14 protein-coding genes are annotated in these 14,215 nt (G+C 61.9%); 8 read left to right on the top strand and 6 right to left on the bottom strand.

Going from position 1 to position 14,215, the window contains the following annotated elements:
* The first annotated feature begins 55 nt into the window (after positions 1-55).
* From ychF to AC1D17_RS01900, 4 genes are all read left to right on the top strand, one after another.
* Complete coding sequence (gene ychF / locus AC1D17_RS01915; RefSeq protein ID WP_477563730.1) at positions 56-1,159, top strand: redox-regulated ATPase YchF; 1,104 nt, start codon at positions 56-58, stop codon at positions 1,157-1,159.
* Between the two features lie 280 nt (positions 1,160-1,439).
* Positions 1,440-2,888: a hypothetical protein gene (locus AC1D17_RS01910; protein ID WP_477563729.1), complete on the top strand. Its 1,449-nt coding sequence runs from the start codon at positions 1,440-1,442 to the stop codon at positions 2,886-2,888.
* A gap of 246 nt (positions 2,889-3,134) precedes the next feature.
* Entirely contained in the window at positions 3,135-3,605 is a 471-nt protein-coding gene (locus AC1D17_RS01905; RefSeq protein WP_477563728.1) for a MaoC family dehydratase, read from the top strand.
* A complete protein-coding gene (locus tag AC1D17_RS01900; protein ID WP_477563727.1) occupies positions 3,602-4,069 on the top strand; it encodes a MaoC family dehydratase in 468 nt (155 codons plus the stop codon). Before AC1D17_RS01905 ends, AC1D17_RS01900 begins: the two co-directional genes overlap by 4 nt.
* Positions 4,070-4,081: 12 nt before the next feature.
* On the opposite strand, the gene AC1D17_RS01895 is transcribed toward AC1D17_RS01900, so the two are convergent.
* The 3 genes from AC1D17_RS01895 to AC1D17_RS01885 form a co-directional block, all read right to left on the bottom strand.
* Complete coding sequence (locus AC1D17_RS01895) at positions 4,082-5,200, bottom strand: hypothetical protein (protein WP_477563726.1); 1,119 nt, start codon at positions 5,198-5,200, stop codon at positions 4,082-4,084.
* Between the two features lie 17 nt (positions 5,201-5,217).
* Complete coding sequence (locus AC1D17_RS01890) at positions 5,218-5,763, bottom strand: adenine phosphoribosyltransferase (RefSeq protein WP_477563725.1); 546 nt, start codon at positions 5,761-5,763, stop codon at positions 5,218-5,220.
* Positions 5,764-5,892: 129 nt separating this feature from the next.
* A complete protein-coding gene (locus tag AC1D17_RS01885; RefSeq protein ID WP_477563724.1) occupies positions 5,893-6,303 on the bottom strand; it encodes a DUF4168 domain-containing protein in 411 nt (136 codons plus the stop codon).
* Positions 6,304-6,602: 299 nt separating this feature from the next.
* Between AC1D17_RS01885 and AC1D17_RS01880 the strand changes: the two genes are divergently transcribed.
* Complete coding sequence (locus AC1D17_RS01880; protein WP_477563723.1) at positions 6,603-6,788, top strand: DUF1059 domain-containing protein; 186 nt, start codon at positions 6,603-6,605, stop codon at positions 6,786-6,788.
* A gap of 17 nt (positions 6,789-6,805) precedes the next feature.
* On the opposite strand, the gene AC1D17_RS01875 is transcribed toward AC1D17_RS01880, so the two are convergent.
* Genes AC1D17_RS01875 through AC1D17_RS01865 form a run of 3 tightly spaced genes read right to left on the bottom strand, consistent with a single transcriptional unit; the run spans position 6,806 to position 9,305 of the window.
* Positions 6,806-8,056, bottom strand: a complete 1,251-nt coding sequence (locus AC1D17_RS01875; RefSeq protein WP_477563722.1) for a CCA tRNA nucleotidyltransferase — start codon at positions 8,054-8,056, stop codon at positions 6,806-6,808.
* On the bottom strand, positions 8,053-8,685 hold the full coding sequence (locus AC1D17_RS01870; protein WP_477563721.1) for a CoA pyrophosphatase: 633 nt from the start codon (positions 8,683-8,685) through the stop codon (positions 8,053-8,055). The genes AC1D17_RS01875 and AC1D17_RS01870 overlap by 4 nt, the downstream gene beginning before the upstream one ends.
* Positions 8,682-9,305 (bottom strand): DUF1285 domain-containing protein, encoded by a 624-nt coding sequence (locus AC1D17_RS01865; RefSeq protein WP_477563720.1) that lies wholly within the window; start codon positions 9,303-9,305, stop codon positions 8,682-8,684. Before AC1D17_RS01865 ends, AC1D17_RS01870 begins: the two co-directional genes overlap by 4 nt.
* A gap of 167 nt (positions 9,306-9,472) precedes the next feature.
* Between AC1D17_RS01865 and AC1D17_RS01860 the strand changes: the two genes are divergently transcribed.
* From AC1D17_RS01860 to AC1D17_RS01850, 3 genes are read left to right on the top strand one after another with little or no spacing between them, the layout of a single operon-like run.
* Positions 9,473-10,486 carry an AAA family ATPase gene (locus AC1D17_RS01860; protein ID WP_477563719.1) on the top strand — a complete coding sequence of 338 codons (1,014 nt, stop codon included), beginning with the start codon at positions 9,473-9,475 and terminating at the stop codon, positions 10,484-10,486.
* 3 nt (positions 10,487-10,489) lie between these two features.
* The gene (locus tag AC1D17_RS01855) at positions 10,490-11,410 is read left to right on the top strand and encodes a DUF58 domain-containing protein (protein ID WP_477563718.1); all 921 of its coding nucleotides are present in this window, start codon (positions 10,490-10,492) and stop codon (positions 11,408-11,410) included.
* The gene (locus AC1D17_RS01850) at positions 11,407-14,214 is read left to right on the top strand and encodes a DUF4159 domain-containing protein (RefSeq protein ID WP_477563717.1); all 2,808 of its coding nucleotides are present in this window, start codon (positions 11,407-11,409) and stop codon (positions 14,212-14,214) included. The genes AC1D17_RS01855 and AC1D17_RS01850 overlap by 4 nt, the downstream gene beginning before the upstream one ends.
* The last annotated feature ends 1 nt before the right edge of the window (position 14,215 follow it).

Below are 14,215 nucleotides of genomic sequence, written 5' to 3'. Positions count from 1 at the left end.
CCAAGTTTCCGCAAAAGGCACTGCAACAGAATTCGATCGGACAGGTTTCAAGACCATGGGTTTCAAATGCGGTATCGTCGGACTGCCGAATGTCGGCAAGTCCACTCTCTTCAACGCGCTGACCAAGACGGCGCAGGCGCAGGCGGCAAACTATCCGTTCTGCACCATCGAGCCGAACACCGGCGAGGTGGCCGTGCCCGATCCGCGCATGCGCAAGCTGGCCGATATCGCCAAGTCGAAGGAACTGATCCCGACCCGCATCTCCTTCGTCGATATCGCCGGCCTCGTGCGCGGCGCATCCAAGGGTGAAGGTCTCGGCAACAAGTTCCTCGCCAATATCCGCGAAGTCGATGCGACGGTGCATGTGCTGCGCTGCTTTGAAGACGACGACATCACCCATGTCGAAGGCCGCATCAATCCGGTCGGCGATGCCGAGACGATCGAGACGGAGCTGATGCTCGCCGACCTGGAAAGCCTGGAGCGCCGCACCGAGCAGACGCGCAAGCGCGCCGCCTCCAAGGATAAGGAATCTCTCACCCTGCTACCGGTTATGGACGCGGCCTTGAAACTGCTTCAGGACGGCAAGCCGGTACGCACGCTTTTGCCGACGCTGGACGCTGAGGAAAAGCTGGTGCTGCAGAGCCTCAATCTCCTGACGGCCCATCCGGTTCTCTATGTCTGCAACGTCGCCGAGGGCGATGCCGCGACCGGCAACGCCCATACCAAGGCCGTTGAAGAAATGGCAAAGGCTCAAGGGGCCGAAACCGTCGTCATCTCGGCGGCGATCGAATCCGAAGTGGCGCAGCTGCCGGAAGAGGAATCCAAGGAATTCCTCGAGGCCCTCGGCCTGCACGAAGCCGGCCTCGACCAGCTGATCCGCGCCGGCTACAAGCTGCTCGACCTGATCACCTATTTCACCGTCGGCCCGAAGGAAACGCGCGCCTGGACCATCCCGCGCGGCACCAAGGCACCGGCCGCCGCCGGTGTCATTCACACCGACTTCGAGCGCGGCTTCATCCGCGCCTTCACCATCGGCTTTGACGATTACATCGCCTTTGGCGGCGAAACCGGCGCCAAGGAAGCCGGCAAGGCGCGCGACGAAGGCAAGGAATATGTCGTCCAGGACGGCGATGTCATCCACTTCCGCTTCAACACCTAAAGCGGGTCGCGATCTTTCAGTCCCGCTTCCTGCGCTTTAGGTCTTTGATTTCACGCATGCCGTTATCGCAAAACCGCTGTACACTTTTGCGCGGCATGCTTTAAACGGAGCGCCGGCCAACAAGACGGCTGCGCTACGGCCAGCAATTCAAGCGATCACAACGCCGTTCGTTAACTTTGACGAACGGCGTTTTCGTCAGGAGCCGTTTGTCGCGGCCACAGCGCTTGCCCTTCGGGCAATCGGCGATATGTTGGCCTCGCAATCACTTTAGGAGTTTTCAATGCGCCTTTATCCTGCCCTTCTGCTTTCAACCGCCCTCGCCACCCAATCGGTTCAGGCCGCGGATATCAGCCATCAGGGTGCGCAGGAGCTCGAGCAGAAATTCACCGCCTACCTGCCGGAAAACCTGGCTAAATCAGGTCTGATCAAGGTGAGGCCGGGCACCGCCGACTACGAGCTGACCTTCGATCCCACCGTGCTCCTGAAGGATGTGGACCCGAACACCTTCAGCATTTCCGGCCTCAAGCCGCTGCTCTCTTTGATCCGGCCGTTGGAAGACGGGCTTTGGCACTTCTCTCAGGCCGCCGACCTCGATGTGAAGGGGCACTTCACCGCCGGAACCGAAAAGACCGATTTCACCTACAAGGTCGACGCGATACGTGCCGAAGGCATTGTCGATCCCGATCTGCTCTATTTCAAATCCGCCGACATGTCGGCAGACGGCATTGTCATGACCTCGACGTCGCCGCAGCAATCGGTCGAAGCGCGGTTCGGATCGATGACTTCGACGATGAATTCGACCCGGGCGACGCCTGCGACCATCGACGTGCGCTCCAACATGGCGATGAACGGCTTTACCGAGACGATCATCGACCCGGCCAAGATGAAGATCGACGTGTCGGCCGGCAGCGTCACCGGCGATGTCGCCTTCAATGGGCTCGCCTATCGCCCGGTGCAGGATCTGGTTTTCTTCGTCCTCGACAATGCGAAAAAGGAAAAGCTGGCGGCAACCGAGCAGGTGCGTCTCAAGTCTCTGGTTCGCGCCAATCTGCCGATGTTCGAAAATCTGCTGGAATCGATCGAAGTCGCCAATCTCAAGGTCGGCACCCCCACCGGTAGCTATGGCGCGGAAACCCTGCGCTATACGATCAGCACCAACGGCCTGAAGGACAACGCCAATTTCGGCTTCGGCGTGACAATCGACAAACCTTCCATCCCGGCCGGCCTGGTTCCGGATGCCTTTGCCTCGGCGCTTCCTGAAACCGTGACGACCCGCATCTCGCTGGAAAACATCAATCTCGCCAGCGGCATCACCTACTTCATCGATCACGCCAACTTCGACACCGACACGCCGCTGACCGACGAACAATCGGCGGAAGTCGGCCGTATCTTCCTGCCGGGCGGCGCCATGACGATCAAGTATGACGAGGTTTCGGCCCGCTCAGCGGTCTACGATTTCAGCCTCTCGGGCACGACGACGGTCTATCCCGAGCAGCAGGGCCGCCAGAACACAGACATTACCCTTTACGCCAAGGATTTCGACAAGACGGTTTCCTATCTCCAGCAGAACGCCGCCACCGTGCCCGAATTCGGCCAGGCGGCCTTCATGCTTCTGATGGTCAAGGGCTTTGCCAAGCAGGCGCCCGATGGCCGCCAGATGTGGAACATTGTTGTCGATGAGAACAAGAAGGTGAAGATCAACGGCCAGGACCTGCCTTTCCAGCCTTGATTTGGCTTGAGAGACACAGTGCACGACACTTACGATCCTCACCCTAGCCCTCTCCCCGCAGGCGGGGACAGGGGACGACAGAGGTTGCGGCTTGTCCCTTCTCCCCGTTACGACGGGGAGAAGGTGCCCGGCAGGGCGGATGAGGGGCAAAAATACATATCGTTGTGTATTGTGGCGTCATGAATGACGCGCGGCGCCGCGGACGTGGCACGGATGCGAGAACATCCTGGTTGGAGGACAGTGACCATGCTTCATTTCGAGGATTTTCCGGCCGGCAGACGGTTCGATTTCACGCCGGTCGAGGTCAAGGCCGAAGAGGTCATCGCCTTTTCGTGGGAGTTCGATCCGCAGCCGATGCATCTGTCCGAGGAAGGCGGCAAGGCCAGCATTTTGGGCGGGCTCGCGGCCTCCGGCTGGCATACCAGCGCGATGATGATGCGCATGCTCTGCGACAGCTATATTCACGAGACCGCATCGGAAGGCTCTCCCGGCGTCGATAGCATGGAATGGAAGAAGGCGGTGCTGGCGGGCGATACCCTGTCGGGCAGCTGCACGGTCGTCGAGGCGCGTGTGTCGCGCTCGCGGCCACAGATCGGCATCGTGCGGCTCAGAGCGACCGTCACCAACCAGCGCGGCGAAACCGTGGCGATCTGCGACTATGCCAACATGATCCGCTGCCAACCGACGGGAGAACAAACGGCAGGAGAAAAGCCATGAAGCTGTCGGACCTGCACCCCGAAGGCACGCGCGAAACCATCGGCACGGTGATCTTTACCGCCGCGGATATCATCCATTTTGCCGGAAAATTCGATCCGCAGCCGTTTCACCTCGATGCAGACCTGGCCAGGCAATCGCTGTTCGGCGGGCTCTGCGCATCCGGCTGGCATACCTGTGCCGGATGGATGAAATGCTTCGTGCCCTACTGGATGGGGGAAATGAAACGGCTGGCGGCCGAGGGCATCGTTGCCCCCAAGCTTGGCCCCTCGCCGGGCTTTCGCGACATGCGCTGGCTTCGGCCGGTCTTTGCCGGCGACGCCATCACCTACTCCGTCACCTTCGTTGCAGCAAAGGATCTGGAATCGCGGCCGGGATGGCGGATCAACACCATCCTGTGCGAAGGCGAGAACCAGGACGGCCAGCCGGTCATCCGGTTCGAAAGCAAGGTAATCGAGTTCCCTTGAGAAACTCTGCCGTCAGCGGCCTGCCCGGTAAACCGGATGCAGGCGTGACGTGATGCTGGCGGGCAGCATAGAGACAATCGCCCGCCGCAGCACCTGCCAGAAAATGCCGATCATCAGCACAACGATGCCGACAGCAAGGACGGTGACGGAAAAATAATCGGTGAAAGCAACGCCGCCGCGCTGAAGGATCGTCCAGATCGCCAGACCGAGCGAGAGCAGGCCGGAGGTGACGAAGGCGCGCCGGTCGATGATCAGGCCGATCGCCATGAACACCACGACGATCGCCAGCACCGCCGCGGCATCGCTCGGCGACGTGGCGTCTCCCCACCAGTCTCCCGAAACATTGCGCAGGAAGATGAATGACAGCATGGCGTAGAGCAGCGCCGGAGCGGCTGCGAGATGCAGCCAGAACGCCACATCGGATTGACGGCTTTTGCGCGTGGGATCGGCTATGTCGTAGGACATCGCCGCTGAAAAGATGCCCAGCGCGCTGATCAGGAACACCGTCGCTGCCAGCCCGGAATGTTCGACAATGATCTCGGCGGAGCCCAAGGCCCTGGTGAGCAAGACAAGCACGATGTCCATCGCCAAAAGGAACAGCGCCAGAAGCGTTATGGCCAGCGCCAGCGGTACGCGGTATCGCCAGTAAAACACCGAGAGAACCGCGACAAAGATCGGCAGCACCAGAAGCCAGTTGCTAAGGGTGTCGAGGCCATCTGGCGCAGCCATTTCGACAACCAGCAGGGCAAACATGCCGGTCCAGTGGGCTAGAGCCACCGTCAGCGCCACGGCCGGAAGCGCCAGCCGCTGGCGGCGGATGAGGATTTCGGCCAGGATAATGATCGCCGGCAGAACCGCAAACAGGCTGCCTATACCCCAGAGCCCAACCAGTGCCACGACGACGCCGATGGTGATCAGGATGTCGTGGAAGCCACGAACAAAGCGCGGCTGTTCGCTTTCTTCGGCCTCGAGCGCATCAGCGGCCGAAGAAAGCTCACCGATCGCAGAATGCGTTTCGCCGCTCGCACCGGGACCCGCGCCGAGCAGAAACGGCATCAGCATTTCGGCCTGCGCTGCCGTGATGATCCCCTCGTCAGCCGCAGAGCTGAGCGCATCGCGTATCGAAGCCATAGTCTTTTCCCGCCTTGTCAGTGACCGTCGAACTCGATCAGCGTCAGCACCTTGACGCCCAGCGCCTCGATTTTCTTGCGGCCGCCGAGTTCAGGCAGGTCGATGATGAAGCAGGCGGCAACGATATCGGCCCCCATCTGCTGCAAGAGCTTGGTCGCGCCTTCGGCGGTGCCACCGGTCGCAATCAGGTCATCGACCAGAATGACCTTCTCGCCGGGCTTGATGGCGTCGCGATGCATTTCCATCTCATCGACGCCGTATTCCAGGCTGTAGGCGATGCGCACCGTATCGTGCGGCAGCTTGCCTTTCTTGCGGATCGGCACGAAGCCGGCCGACATCTGATGCGCCATGGCGCCGCCCAAAATGAAACCGCGCGCTTCGACACCGGCCACCTTGTCGATCCTGGTGCCGGCAAACGGATGCACGAGTTCGTCGATCGCCCGGCGGAAAGCACGCGGATTGCCGAGCAGGGTGGTGATATCGCGGAACATGATGCCGGGCTTCGGATAATCAGCAATGTTGCGGATTGAATCGATCAGTTCCTGCTGAAGAGAAGATCTCATGATGGATGGCATGCCTTTGCGGACGTCTCAGGGAGACGAAGGCATAGCATCAAAGATCAGGTTTTCTATAGTGCTTTCTTGCTGGAAATGGGGAGCAGGACCGGACCGCCCTGCCCCGCGATCACAGCCTTATTGGGCAGCTCCAGTCGTCTTGAGCTTTTCCTGCACCTTCTTGGCGACATCCGGGTTGGTCTGCGCGGCGGTGATGATCGACTTGTATTCATCGAGCGACATGTCCGGTGATTTTTCGACCGCATTGATCATCTGCTTGTTGGCCTCGTTCTGAAGCTTCTGCTTGTTCGTCGCGTCCGTTTCGGCGCCAATCTTGGCGGCATAGTCCTGGCGCACCTTGTCGACCTGCAGATAGGCGACGGCGAAGGCTTCGATCTTCTTGTCTGTGATGGCGGCAGGCGCTGCGCCCTGCATCGGCTGGGTCGCTTGCGGTTCGGCAGCTGTCTGCGCAAAGGCCGGCGAATTGATGACGATCAGGCTCAGAGCAGCAGCGGTCAGGGCTGCAACGGGCATGTGGCGAATGGTCATATGCGTATCCTTCCTTAAGTCAGTCTCAAGACGGCTTTCACCGCTCTTTTCAGAAAGGGGCGAGCCCCATGCTTAAGGTTTGAGGACGGATCGGGCGACAATGTGACCCTGAAAAGGAAGCTTCAAGGCCATGTCGCGTTCAGAAAACGGGCATCGGTCCTGACCGCACGGCTGATATTGTGAACGCGAATGAGCATTCGGCGGAACCATCGACGCCCGTTTTCAGTTATACTCAGCGTATTCCGCCCGCTTGCAAACCGACCATTCGGGCGGAATGAGCAAACGCAAGGAGGAGCATCATGCGATTGTTTGAATGCGGGACCCTCGTGCCCGGCTGCGAATGGCACACCCACGCCGACAACGACGCCGAAGTCGTGCGGCGCGTCGTGGAACATATGCGCTCGGCGCATGGAGAAACGCTCATTCGCGAAAACATGATCGACAATATCAAGGCGCGTATCGTCGATGAGACCGAGGCCGCCTGATCCTCAACCTCTGACCTTCAGACCAATGATTGAAGCCGGGCAACCAGCGTTGCCCGGTCGGCATTGAAATTGCCGTCCACCCATGTGTCCTCAAGCAGCCCGAGAATTTCGCCGACACGCGGCCCGGCGGGAATACCCGTCGCCAAAACGTCGGCACCGGTTAGCGGGAACACCGGCTTTTGCCATTTCTCTGCCCGCGTCAGCAGCCGTTGCAGCCGTGCCGTCTCGGACAAATGTGCCGGGTCGTTTTCAGATTTTTGACGCGATGAGGCGAGCGCCAGCCCAAGCACCGTCGACAGGCCCTTCGCCCCGTTCCGGTAAAGCAGCCGGTCAAATGCCGTATCGGCAATCTCAGCCGGCAGGCGCGGTGCCTTGGTCCAGGCGGCAAAATAGGCTGCTTCCGCCTTCGACAGCCTGAGCCGCCTGGCCATGGCATCAAGCCGCTCGGCGTCCGGCGGAACGATCGATGCAAGCCTGAGCAGCGGATCGGGCTGCCATCCAAAGGTCTGCTCGGCGGCAACCAAGCCCGGGATCGCATCGATGCCCCATTTTTCGCTTTCGGGCAGAATTTCCGTCAGCACGCCGGAGGTCCGCATCCAGAGCATCGCCCGGCCCGGATCCTTTGCCGAGAGCAGTTTCTTCAGCTCCGACCAGACCCGCTCCGCCGACAGGGCCGACAGTTTCGAGCGCGCTTGCGCGCAGGCGCGCAGCCCGTCGGCATCCGGCCGGCCGGAGCCGTAATGGGCAAAGAAGCGGAAGAAACGCAGCACCCGCAAATAGTCTTCAGCCACTCGCTCGCTGGCATTGCCGATGAAGCGGATATTGCGCTTTTCAATGTCGGCGAGACCGTCAATCAGATCGATCACTTCGCCCTTGGCATCGGCATAGAGCGCATTGATCGTCAGGTCGCGCCGCTCGGCATCGACCTTCCAATCCGTACCGAAGGCGACCTCGGCATGGCGGCCGTCCGTCTCCACATCGCGGCGCAAGGTCGTGATTTCGTATGGCTTTCCGTCGATGACCAGCGTCACCGTACCGTGGTCGATCCCGGTCGGCACCGCCTTGATGCCGGCCGATTTGGCACGCGCAACCACCACGTCCGGCAGAAGCGTGGTGGCCATGTCGATATCGGCGACAGCAAGACCCATCAGGCTGTTGCGCACCGCGCCGCCGACCACACGAACTTCGCCGCCATCGGCATTGAGAAGATCAAAGATGCGCGTCAGCGCGGGCGCCGAAAACCATGTTTCAGCGGCAACGGAGGTCATGCATAAAGCCTTTCATACAACAGGCGGACGATGCCCGCGGTAATGCCCCAGATATGTTGCTCGCCATAGGGCATGCTGTAAAAATGCCGCTCGGCACCCTTCCAGGTGGCCTGGCCGCGGCCGTGATTGTCAGGGTTCATCAGGAACGACAGCGGTACGTCGAAGACGGCGGCCACCTCGTCCGGATTGGGCGTAAGGTCATAGCCGGGCTGCACGACGGCCAGAATCGGCGTGATGCGAAAGCCGGACATGGCCATGTAGTGGGGCAACCGGCCGACCGTCTCGACGAAGCGCCGGTCAAGGCCGATTTCCTCCTCGGTTTCGCGCAAGGCCGCGCGCTCCGGCGTGTCGTCCTGCGGATCGATGGCGCCGCCGGGAAAGGCAACCTGGCCGGAATGCTTGCGCAGCGTCGCCGTCCGCTGGGTGAAAATGACCCGCGCCTCGTCGCCATCGTCGATCACCGGCACGAGAACGGCGGCGTCCTTCAGCTTCAAGGTTTCGAGATAAGGCACGGTATCGGGATTGAGCAGAAAATCGCCATGTTCCCGCCAGGCCTCCTCGACCGGACTGCCGGATTGCTGAAGCGCGCGGCGGCGAAAATCATCCGCTGAAAACAAGACCCCGCTCATGCCGACAGCGCTTCGAGTTCTTGCGCCGGCATGATGGCGAATGTCACGCCGCCGGAGCGGACGGCAAACATCCGGGTGCCGCCGACATCAATCGTCTCACCGAGCGCCACCAGATCGTACATCACGGCGCGCGATACCAGCGCCTCCAGCCGTCCGCGCACATGCAGATAGGGTTTCAATTCGCGGTTCTCGCCATGAACGGCGAAACGAAGGCCATGGTCCGGGCCTGCCTCGACGACATCGCCGACATTGGTGCGGAAGGTGATGACCGGCGTGCCGTCGCGTTCGGTCACATTCATTTCGACGGCGACGAAAGGCGCATCGGCGATGCGGATGCCCAGTTTTTCCACAGGAGTTACGAGATAGGTCTTGCCGTCCTCGTCCTTGCGCAGGACCGTGGAAAACAGCCGCACCAATGGCTGCCGGCCGATCGGCGTGCCCATGTAGAACCAGGTTCCGTCGGCACGGATTTCCATGTCGATATCGCCGCAAAACGGTGGATTCCACCGCTCGACGGGCGGCAAACCCTTGGTCTGCCCGTTCGTCTGCCCGGCCGCGCGGGTGATCAGCGCTGCAAGTCCTGCTGCATCGCCCGTCTGATGTATTTCCGCATCCGCCATCGTTCCGTCCCGTTTGGCCCTATTCTTGCTTTTTATCGAGCATTGGCTCACGAGATAGTGCGTTGCTCACGTCTTGTCAGCCACCGGGCGGAGCATAGATTGAAAAACAGAGACGGAAAGAGCGCTTTTCGCGATTCGGCACCGTTGCCGGCCACTGGAGACAGACAATGGGTGTGATGAAAACGACAGACGGCGCGGTCGACGAAAAGGCGATCATCGCCGCGGCCGAAAAGGCGCTGGGCGAGATCGCCCTGATCCGCAAGGAAGTCGGCAAGGTGATCTTCGGCCAGGAAAGCGTCGTCGAGCAGACCCTGCTTGCGGTCCTGTCCGGCGGCCATGCGCTCCTGGTCGGCGTTCCCGGTCTTGCCAAGACCAAGCTGGTCTCGACGCTCGGTACCGTGCTTGGCCTCAACTCCAGCCGCATCCAGTTCACGCCCGACCTGATGCCATCAGATATTCTAGGCTCCGAAGTCATGGACCAGGACGAAAACGGACGCCGTTCGTTCCGCTTCGTACCCGGCCCGATCTTCACCCAGCTGCTGATGGCCGACGAAATCAACCGCGCCAGCCCACGCACGCAATCGGCGCTCTTGCAGGCCATGCAGGAATATCACGTCACCGTTGCCGGCCAGCGCAATGACCTGCCGCAGCCTTTCCACGTCTTGGCGACACAGAACCCGCTGGAGCAGGAAGGCACCTATCCCCTGCCCGAGGCCCAGCTCGACCGCTTCCTGATGCAGGTCGATGTCGGCTATCCCGAACTTGCCGCCGAACGGCAGATACTGCTGGAAACCACCGGCATTCATGAAGCCGAAGCGCGCGGCGTCATCGATGCCGCCCAGCTCAAGGATATCCAGCACCTGATCCGCCAGATGCCGGTCAGCGAGAAAGTGGTCGATGCCATTCTGTCGCTCGTTCGCTCGGCCCGCCCCGGCAACGGCAATGCCGCCACCGACAAGAACGTCGCCTGGGGTCCCGGCCCGCGCGCCGGCCAGTCGCTGATGCTGTGCGCCCGCGCCCGCGCCCTTTATGACGGCAGGCTCGCGCCATCCATCGATGATATCATGGCGCTTGCCGAACCGGTGCTGCAGCATCGCATGGCGCTGACATTCGCAGCCCGGGCGGAAGGCATGTCGGTTCGTGACGTCATCACCAGTCTGGTCAAGCAAGCCAAGGGATAATGAATGGCTGCCATCGGCCAAATCGTCGAGCCAACACCGTCCGGAGAGGTCCTTTCCCGCGCGCAGAGCCGTGCCCGGCTGATTCCGGACTGCATGGTCGAGGCAAAGCGCATCGCCAATACGGTGATTTCCGGCTGGCACGGCCGCCGCAAGCGCGGCATCGGCGAAAACTTCTGGCAGTTCAGGCCCTATAGCGACGGCGAGAGCCTGTCACGCATCGACTGGCGTCGATCCGCCCGCGACGATCATACCTATGTGCGCGACCGGGAATGGGAGGCTGCCCACACGATCTGGCTGTGGGCCGACCTGTCGCCCTCGATGATGTACAAGTCGAAGTTCGGCTCGGTCTCCAAGGAAAGCCGGGCGCTGGTGCTGATGCTGGCGCTGGCCGAAATCCTTGCCCGTTCCGGCGAGCGGATCGGCTGCCCTGGCGTGATGGAGCCGGTTTCGGCCCGCAACGCTGCCGAACGGCTGGCAACAGCGCTGATGCACACGCCCCTTTCGGGCGGACTGCCGCAGACGGCAATGATCCGCGGTGCGAGCGACCTGGTGCTGATCGGCGATTTCCTCGATCCTGCCGAACAGATCATGGCACGCCTCGGGCCGCTTGCCCGGCGCGGATTGCGTGGCCATGTCATCGAGATTGCCGACCCGGCCGAGGAGAGCTTTCCCTATGCCGGACGCACCGAGTTTACCGATCCGGAAACCGGCGAGAAGCTGACCGCCGGCCGCGCCGAAATCGTCCGCGACGACTATCGCCGGGCCTATATCGCAAGGCGCGACAGCCTCGGTGAAAATCTGCGCCATCTCGGCTGGACGTTCACGCCGCATCGCACCGACCACCTCGCCTCAGAGGCGCTGGTCGCCGTGCATATGTATCTCTCCGGCATGCCCGGACGCGCCACCCATGGAGGCCAGTTGTGAGCTTCCTGCCGTTTGTCTTCGCCAATCCGCTGATGCTCGCCGCCCTTGTTGCGTTACCGGCGATCTGGTGGCTTTTGCGCATGACGCCGCCCAAACCTGTCACCGAGGTGTTTCCGCCGCTGCGCATCCTCGCCAGCGTCCTGAAACGCGAGGAGACGCCCTCGAAAAGCCCGTGGTGGCTGACGTTGCTGCGCATGCTGATGGCCGCCGCCATCATCCTGGCGATTGCCGATCCGGTGTTCAATCCGCGGACCAACACGCTTGCCGGCAACGGCCCGCTGACTCTGGTGATCGACAACAGCTGGGCGACAGCGCCCGACTGGCAGCGCCGCGTCGAGACGGCAGACGCCCTGATCGGTGACGCCGAAGAAAGGGACCTGCCGGTCGCAATCGTCTTTACCGCGGATCAGGAACACAATGCCGTGCCGGGATTGGCCGCAGCCGCACGCAATCGTCTGGCAGCCGCTCAGCCGCAACCGCTTCGCCCGGATCGGGCTGCTGCCGTCAACGCGCTGAAGACCGCTCTGAATGGCACCGCGCCAGGCACGCTGGCTTTCCTTTCGGATGGTATCGAGGCCGGTGACACAAATGTCATGACTGAGCTTGCCGCGCTCCTGCCGGAAAATTTCAAATTGATCGAAGGCAGCAACGATCAGGCGGTAGCGATCAGCAATTCCGCCAATGACGCCGAATCGATGGTCGTCAGCCTAAGCCGCCTCGACACGGCCAATGCGCAGACATTGCCGGTCACCGCCTACGACACGCGCGGCCGGGCGATCGCCAATGGTTCGGTCGTCTTTGCAGCCGGCGAAGGCCTCGCCAAGGGCACGCTCGCCGCCCCCTTCGAACTGCGCAACGATTTTGCCCGCGTCGCAATTGATGGCGCAGCAACCGCCGGCAGTACATTCCTGCTCGACGACGGTTTCCGCCGCCGCCGCGTGGCGCTCCTGAGCGGCGAAGCCCGCGACCAATCGCAGCCGCTGCTCTCGCCGCTCTACTATATCAACCGGGCGCTCGCCCCCTATGCGGACCTGATCCAGCCGAACGAAGCCGATATGGCGGTTTCGATCCCCGAACTTCTGGCCCAGAAGCCATCCATGCTGATCATGGCCGATATCGGCCGCCTGCCGGAAGAAACCTACGCGCCGATCACCAAGTGGATCGAAAACGGCGGCACGCTGGTTCGGTTTGCCGGTCCGCGCCTTGCCGCCGCTCCCGCCGACGATCCGCTGGTGCCGGTAACGCTGCGGCAGGGTGAACGGGCGCTGGGCGGAGCGCTTTCCTGGTCTGAACCGCAGCCGCTTGCCGACTATCCGGCGCTGAGCCCATTTGCCGGCATGCCCAAGCCTGAAGGTATCCTCGTCAAGCGCCAGGTGCTCGCCGAACCGACGGCCGATCTTTCCTCGCGGACCTGGGCAAGCCTTGCCGATGGAACGCCGCTGGTGACCACGAAGACGCAAGGGGCCGGCCGCATCATCCTCTTCCATGTCAGCGCCGAAGCCACATGGTCGAACCTGCCGATCTCAGGCGATTTCGTCGAGATGCTGCGGCGCAGCGTGCAACTGTCGCGCAGCGGCGGTGTGGCAAGCGACGGGGCAACACCGGGTCAAACGCTGGCGCCGTACCGCCTGCTCAATGCCAATGGCATCCTGATCAGCGAGACCGGCAAGGCGCGGCCGCTTGAAATCGCCGCCGGAACGGCACCGGTCTCCAGCGCCGAGCACCCGCCCGGTCTCTATGGTTCGGAAGAAGGATTTACTGCACTGAACCTCCTGCCCCGCGACGCCCAGTTGAAACCGATTGACGCCAGCGGGCTGTCTATTCCTTACACGGCAGAGCCGCTGATCGGCGCTGAGGCCTGGTCGCTGAAACCATCGCTGTTCGCCGTAGCCCTCATCCTGCTGTTGATCGATTCCGCTGTCGTCCTCTTCATGGCCGGCGCCTTCGCCCGGCTGAAAATACCTGTGGCAGTCATGATTGCCCTGACGCTTGCAGCCGGCGCGCTGATCGCAATGCCCGGTCAATCCCTCGCCGACGACAGCAAGCCTGGGGACGACAACATTCTGCGGCAGCTGGACAAGACCCATCTTGCCTATGTCATCACCGGCGAAACCGATGTCGACCGCCTGTCGGAGCGCGGTCTGGCAGGCCTCACCGATTTCCTGACCTACCGCACGACGCTCGAACCCGGCCCGCCGATCGGCCTCGATATCGCCGCGGACGAACTGTCGTTCTATTCGCTGATCTACTGGCCGGTATCCGCCAATGCGCCGATGCCGAGCCCGCAGGCGATCAGCCGGATCGATGCCTATATGCGGTCGGGCGGCACCGTTTTGTTTGATACACGCGACCAGTTTTCCTCGCTGTCGTCCGGCTCCGGCACCAGCCCGAATGCGGAACGGCTGCAGACGATCCTTGCCGATCTCGACATTCCGCCGCTGGAACCGGTACCGACCGATAACGTGCTGACCAAGTCCTTCTATCTGCTGTCGAGTTTCCCCGGCCGTTACAATGGCAGCCCACTGTGGATCGAGGCGCAGCCGGACAACGGCTCGCAGCCGACCGGCAGGCCGGCGCGTACGGGCGATGGCGTCTCGCCGATCATGATCACCGGCAATGATTTTGCCGGCGCCTGGGCGATCGACGGCAATGGCATGCCGCTTCTGCCGACCGTGCCGCCGGACGAGCAGCAGCGCGAACTGGCCTTCCGCTCCGGCGTCAACATCATGATGTATATGCTGACCGGCAACTACAAGGCCGACCAGGTGCATATCCCTGCCCTGCTCGAACGGCTTGGCCAGTGAG

The organism is Pararhizobium sp. P1_E7 (assembly GCF_056405855.1).
Note: the sequence above shows the minus strand (reverse complement) of the source record. Positions and strands in the feature narration are given on the sequence as shown.

What these genes read in the sequence shown, in the direction of transcription:
- AC1D17_RS01895 (WP_477563726.1), bottom strand. Translation starts at nt 5,200, where the DNA reads ATGGCTTCGATACGCGATGCGCTCAGCTCTGCGGCTGACGAGGGGATC.
- AC1D17_RS01875 (WP_477563722.1), bottom strand. Translation starts at nt 8,056, where the DNA reads ATGACCTCCGTTGCCGCTGAAACATGGTTTTCGGCGCCCGCGCTGACG.
- AC1D17_RS01855 (WP_477563718.1), top strand. Translation starts at nt 10,490, where the DNA reads ATGGCTGCCATCGGCCAAATCGTCGAGCCAACACCGTCCGGAGAGGTC.
- AC1D17_RS01870 (WP_477563721.1), bottom strand. Translation starts at nt 8,685, where the DNA reads ATGAGCGGGGTCTTGTTTTCAGCGGATGATTTTCGCCGCCGCGCGCTT.
- AC1D17_RS01885 (WP_477563724.1), bottom strand. Translation starts at nt 6,303, where the DNA reads ATGACCATTCGCCACATGCCCGTTGCAGCCCTGACCGCTGCTGCTCTG.
- AC1D17_RS01890 (WP_477563725.1), bottom strand. Translation starts at nt 5,763, where the DNA reads ATGAGATCTTCTCTTCAGCAGGAACTGATCGATTCAATCCGCAACATT.
- AC1D17_RS01910 (WP_477563729.1), top strand. Translation starts at nt 1,440, where the DNA reads ATGCGCCTTTATCCTGCCCTTCTGCTTTCAACCGCCCTCGCCACCCAA.
- AC1D17_RS01860 (WP_477563719.1), top strand. Translation starts at nt 9,473, where the DNA reads ATGGGTGTGATGAAAACGACAGACGGCGCGGTCGACGAAAAGGCGATC.
- AC1D17_RS01905 (WP_477563728.1), top strand. Translation starts at nt 3,135, where the DNA reads ATGCTTCATTTCGAGGATTTTCCGGCCGGCAGACGGTTCGATTTCACG.
- AC1D17_RS01900 (WP_477563727.1), top strand. Translation starts at nt 3,602, where the DNA reads ATGAAGCTGTCGGACCTGCACCCCGAAGGCACGCGCGAAACCATCGGC.
- ychF (WP_477563730.1), top strand. Translation starts at nt 56, where the DNA reads ATGGGTTTCAAATGCGGTATCGTCGGACTGCCGAATGTCGGCAAGTCC.
- AC1D17_RS01865 (WP_477563720.1), bottom strand. Translation starts at nt 9,305, where the DNA reads ATGGCGGATGCGGAAATACATCAGACGGGCGATGCAGCAGGACTTGCA.
- AC1D17_RS01880 (WP_477563723.1), top strand. Translation starts at nt 6,603, where the DNA reads ATGCGATTGTTTGAATGCGGGACCCTCGTGCCCGGCTGCGAATGGCAC.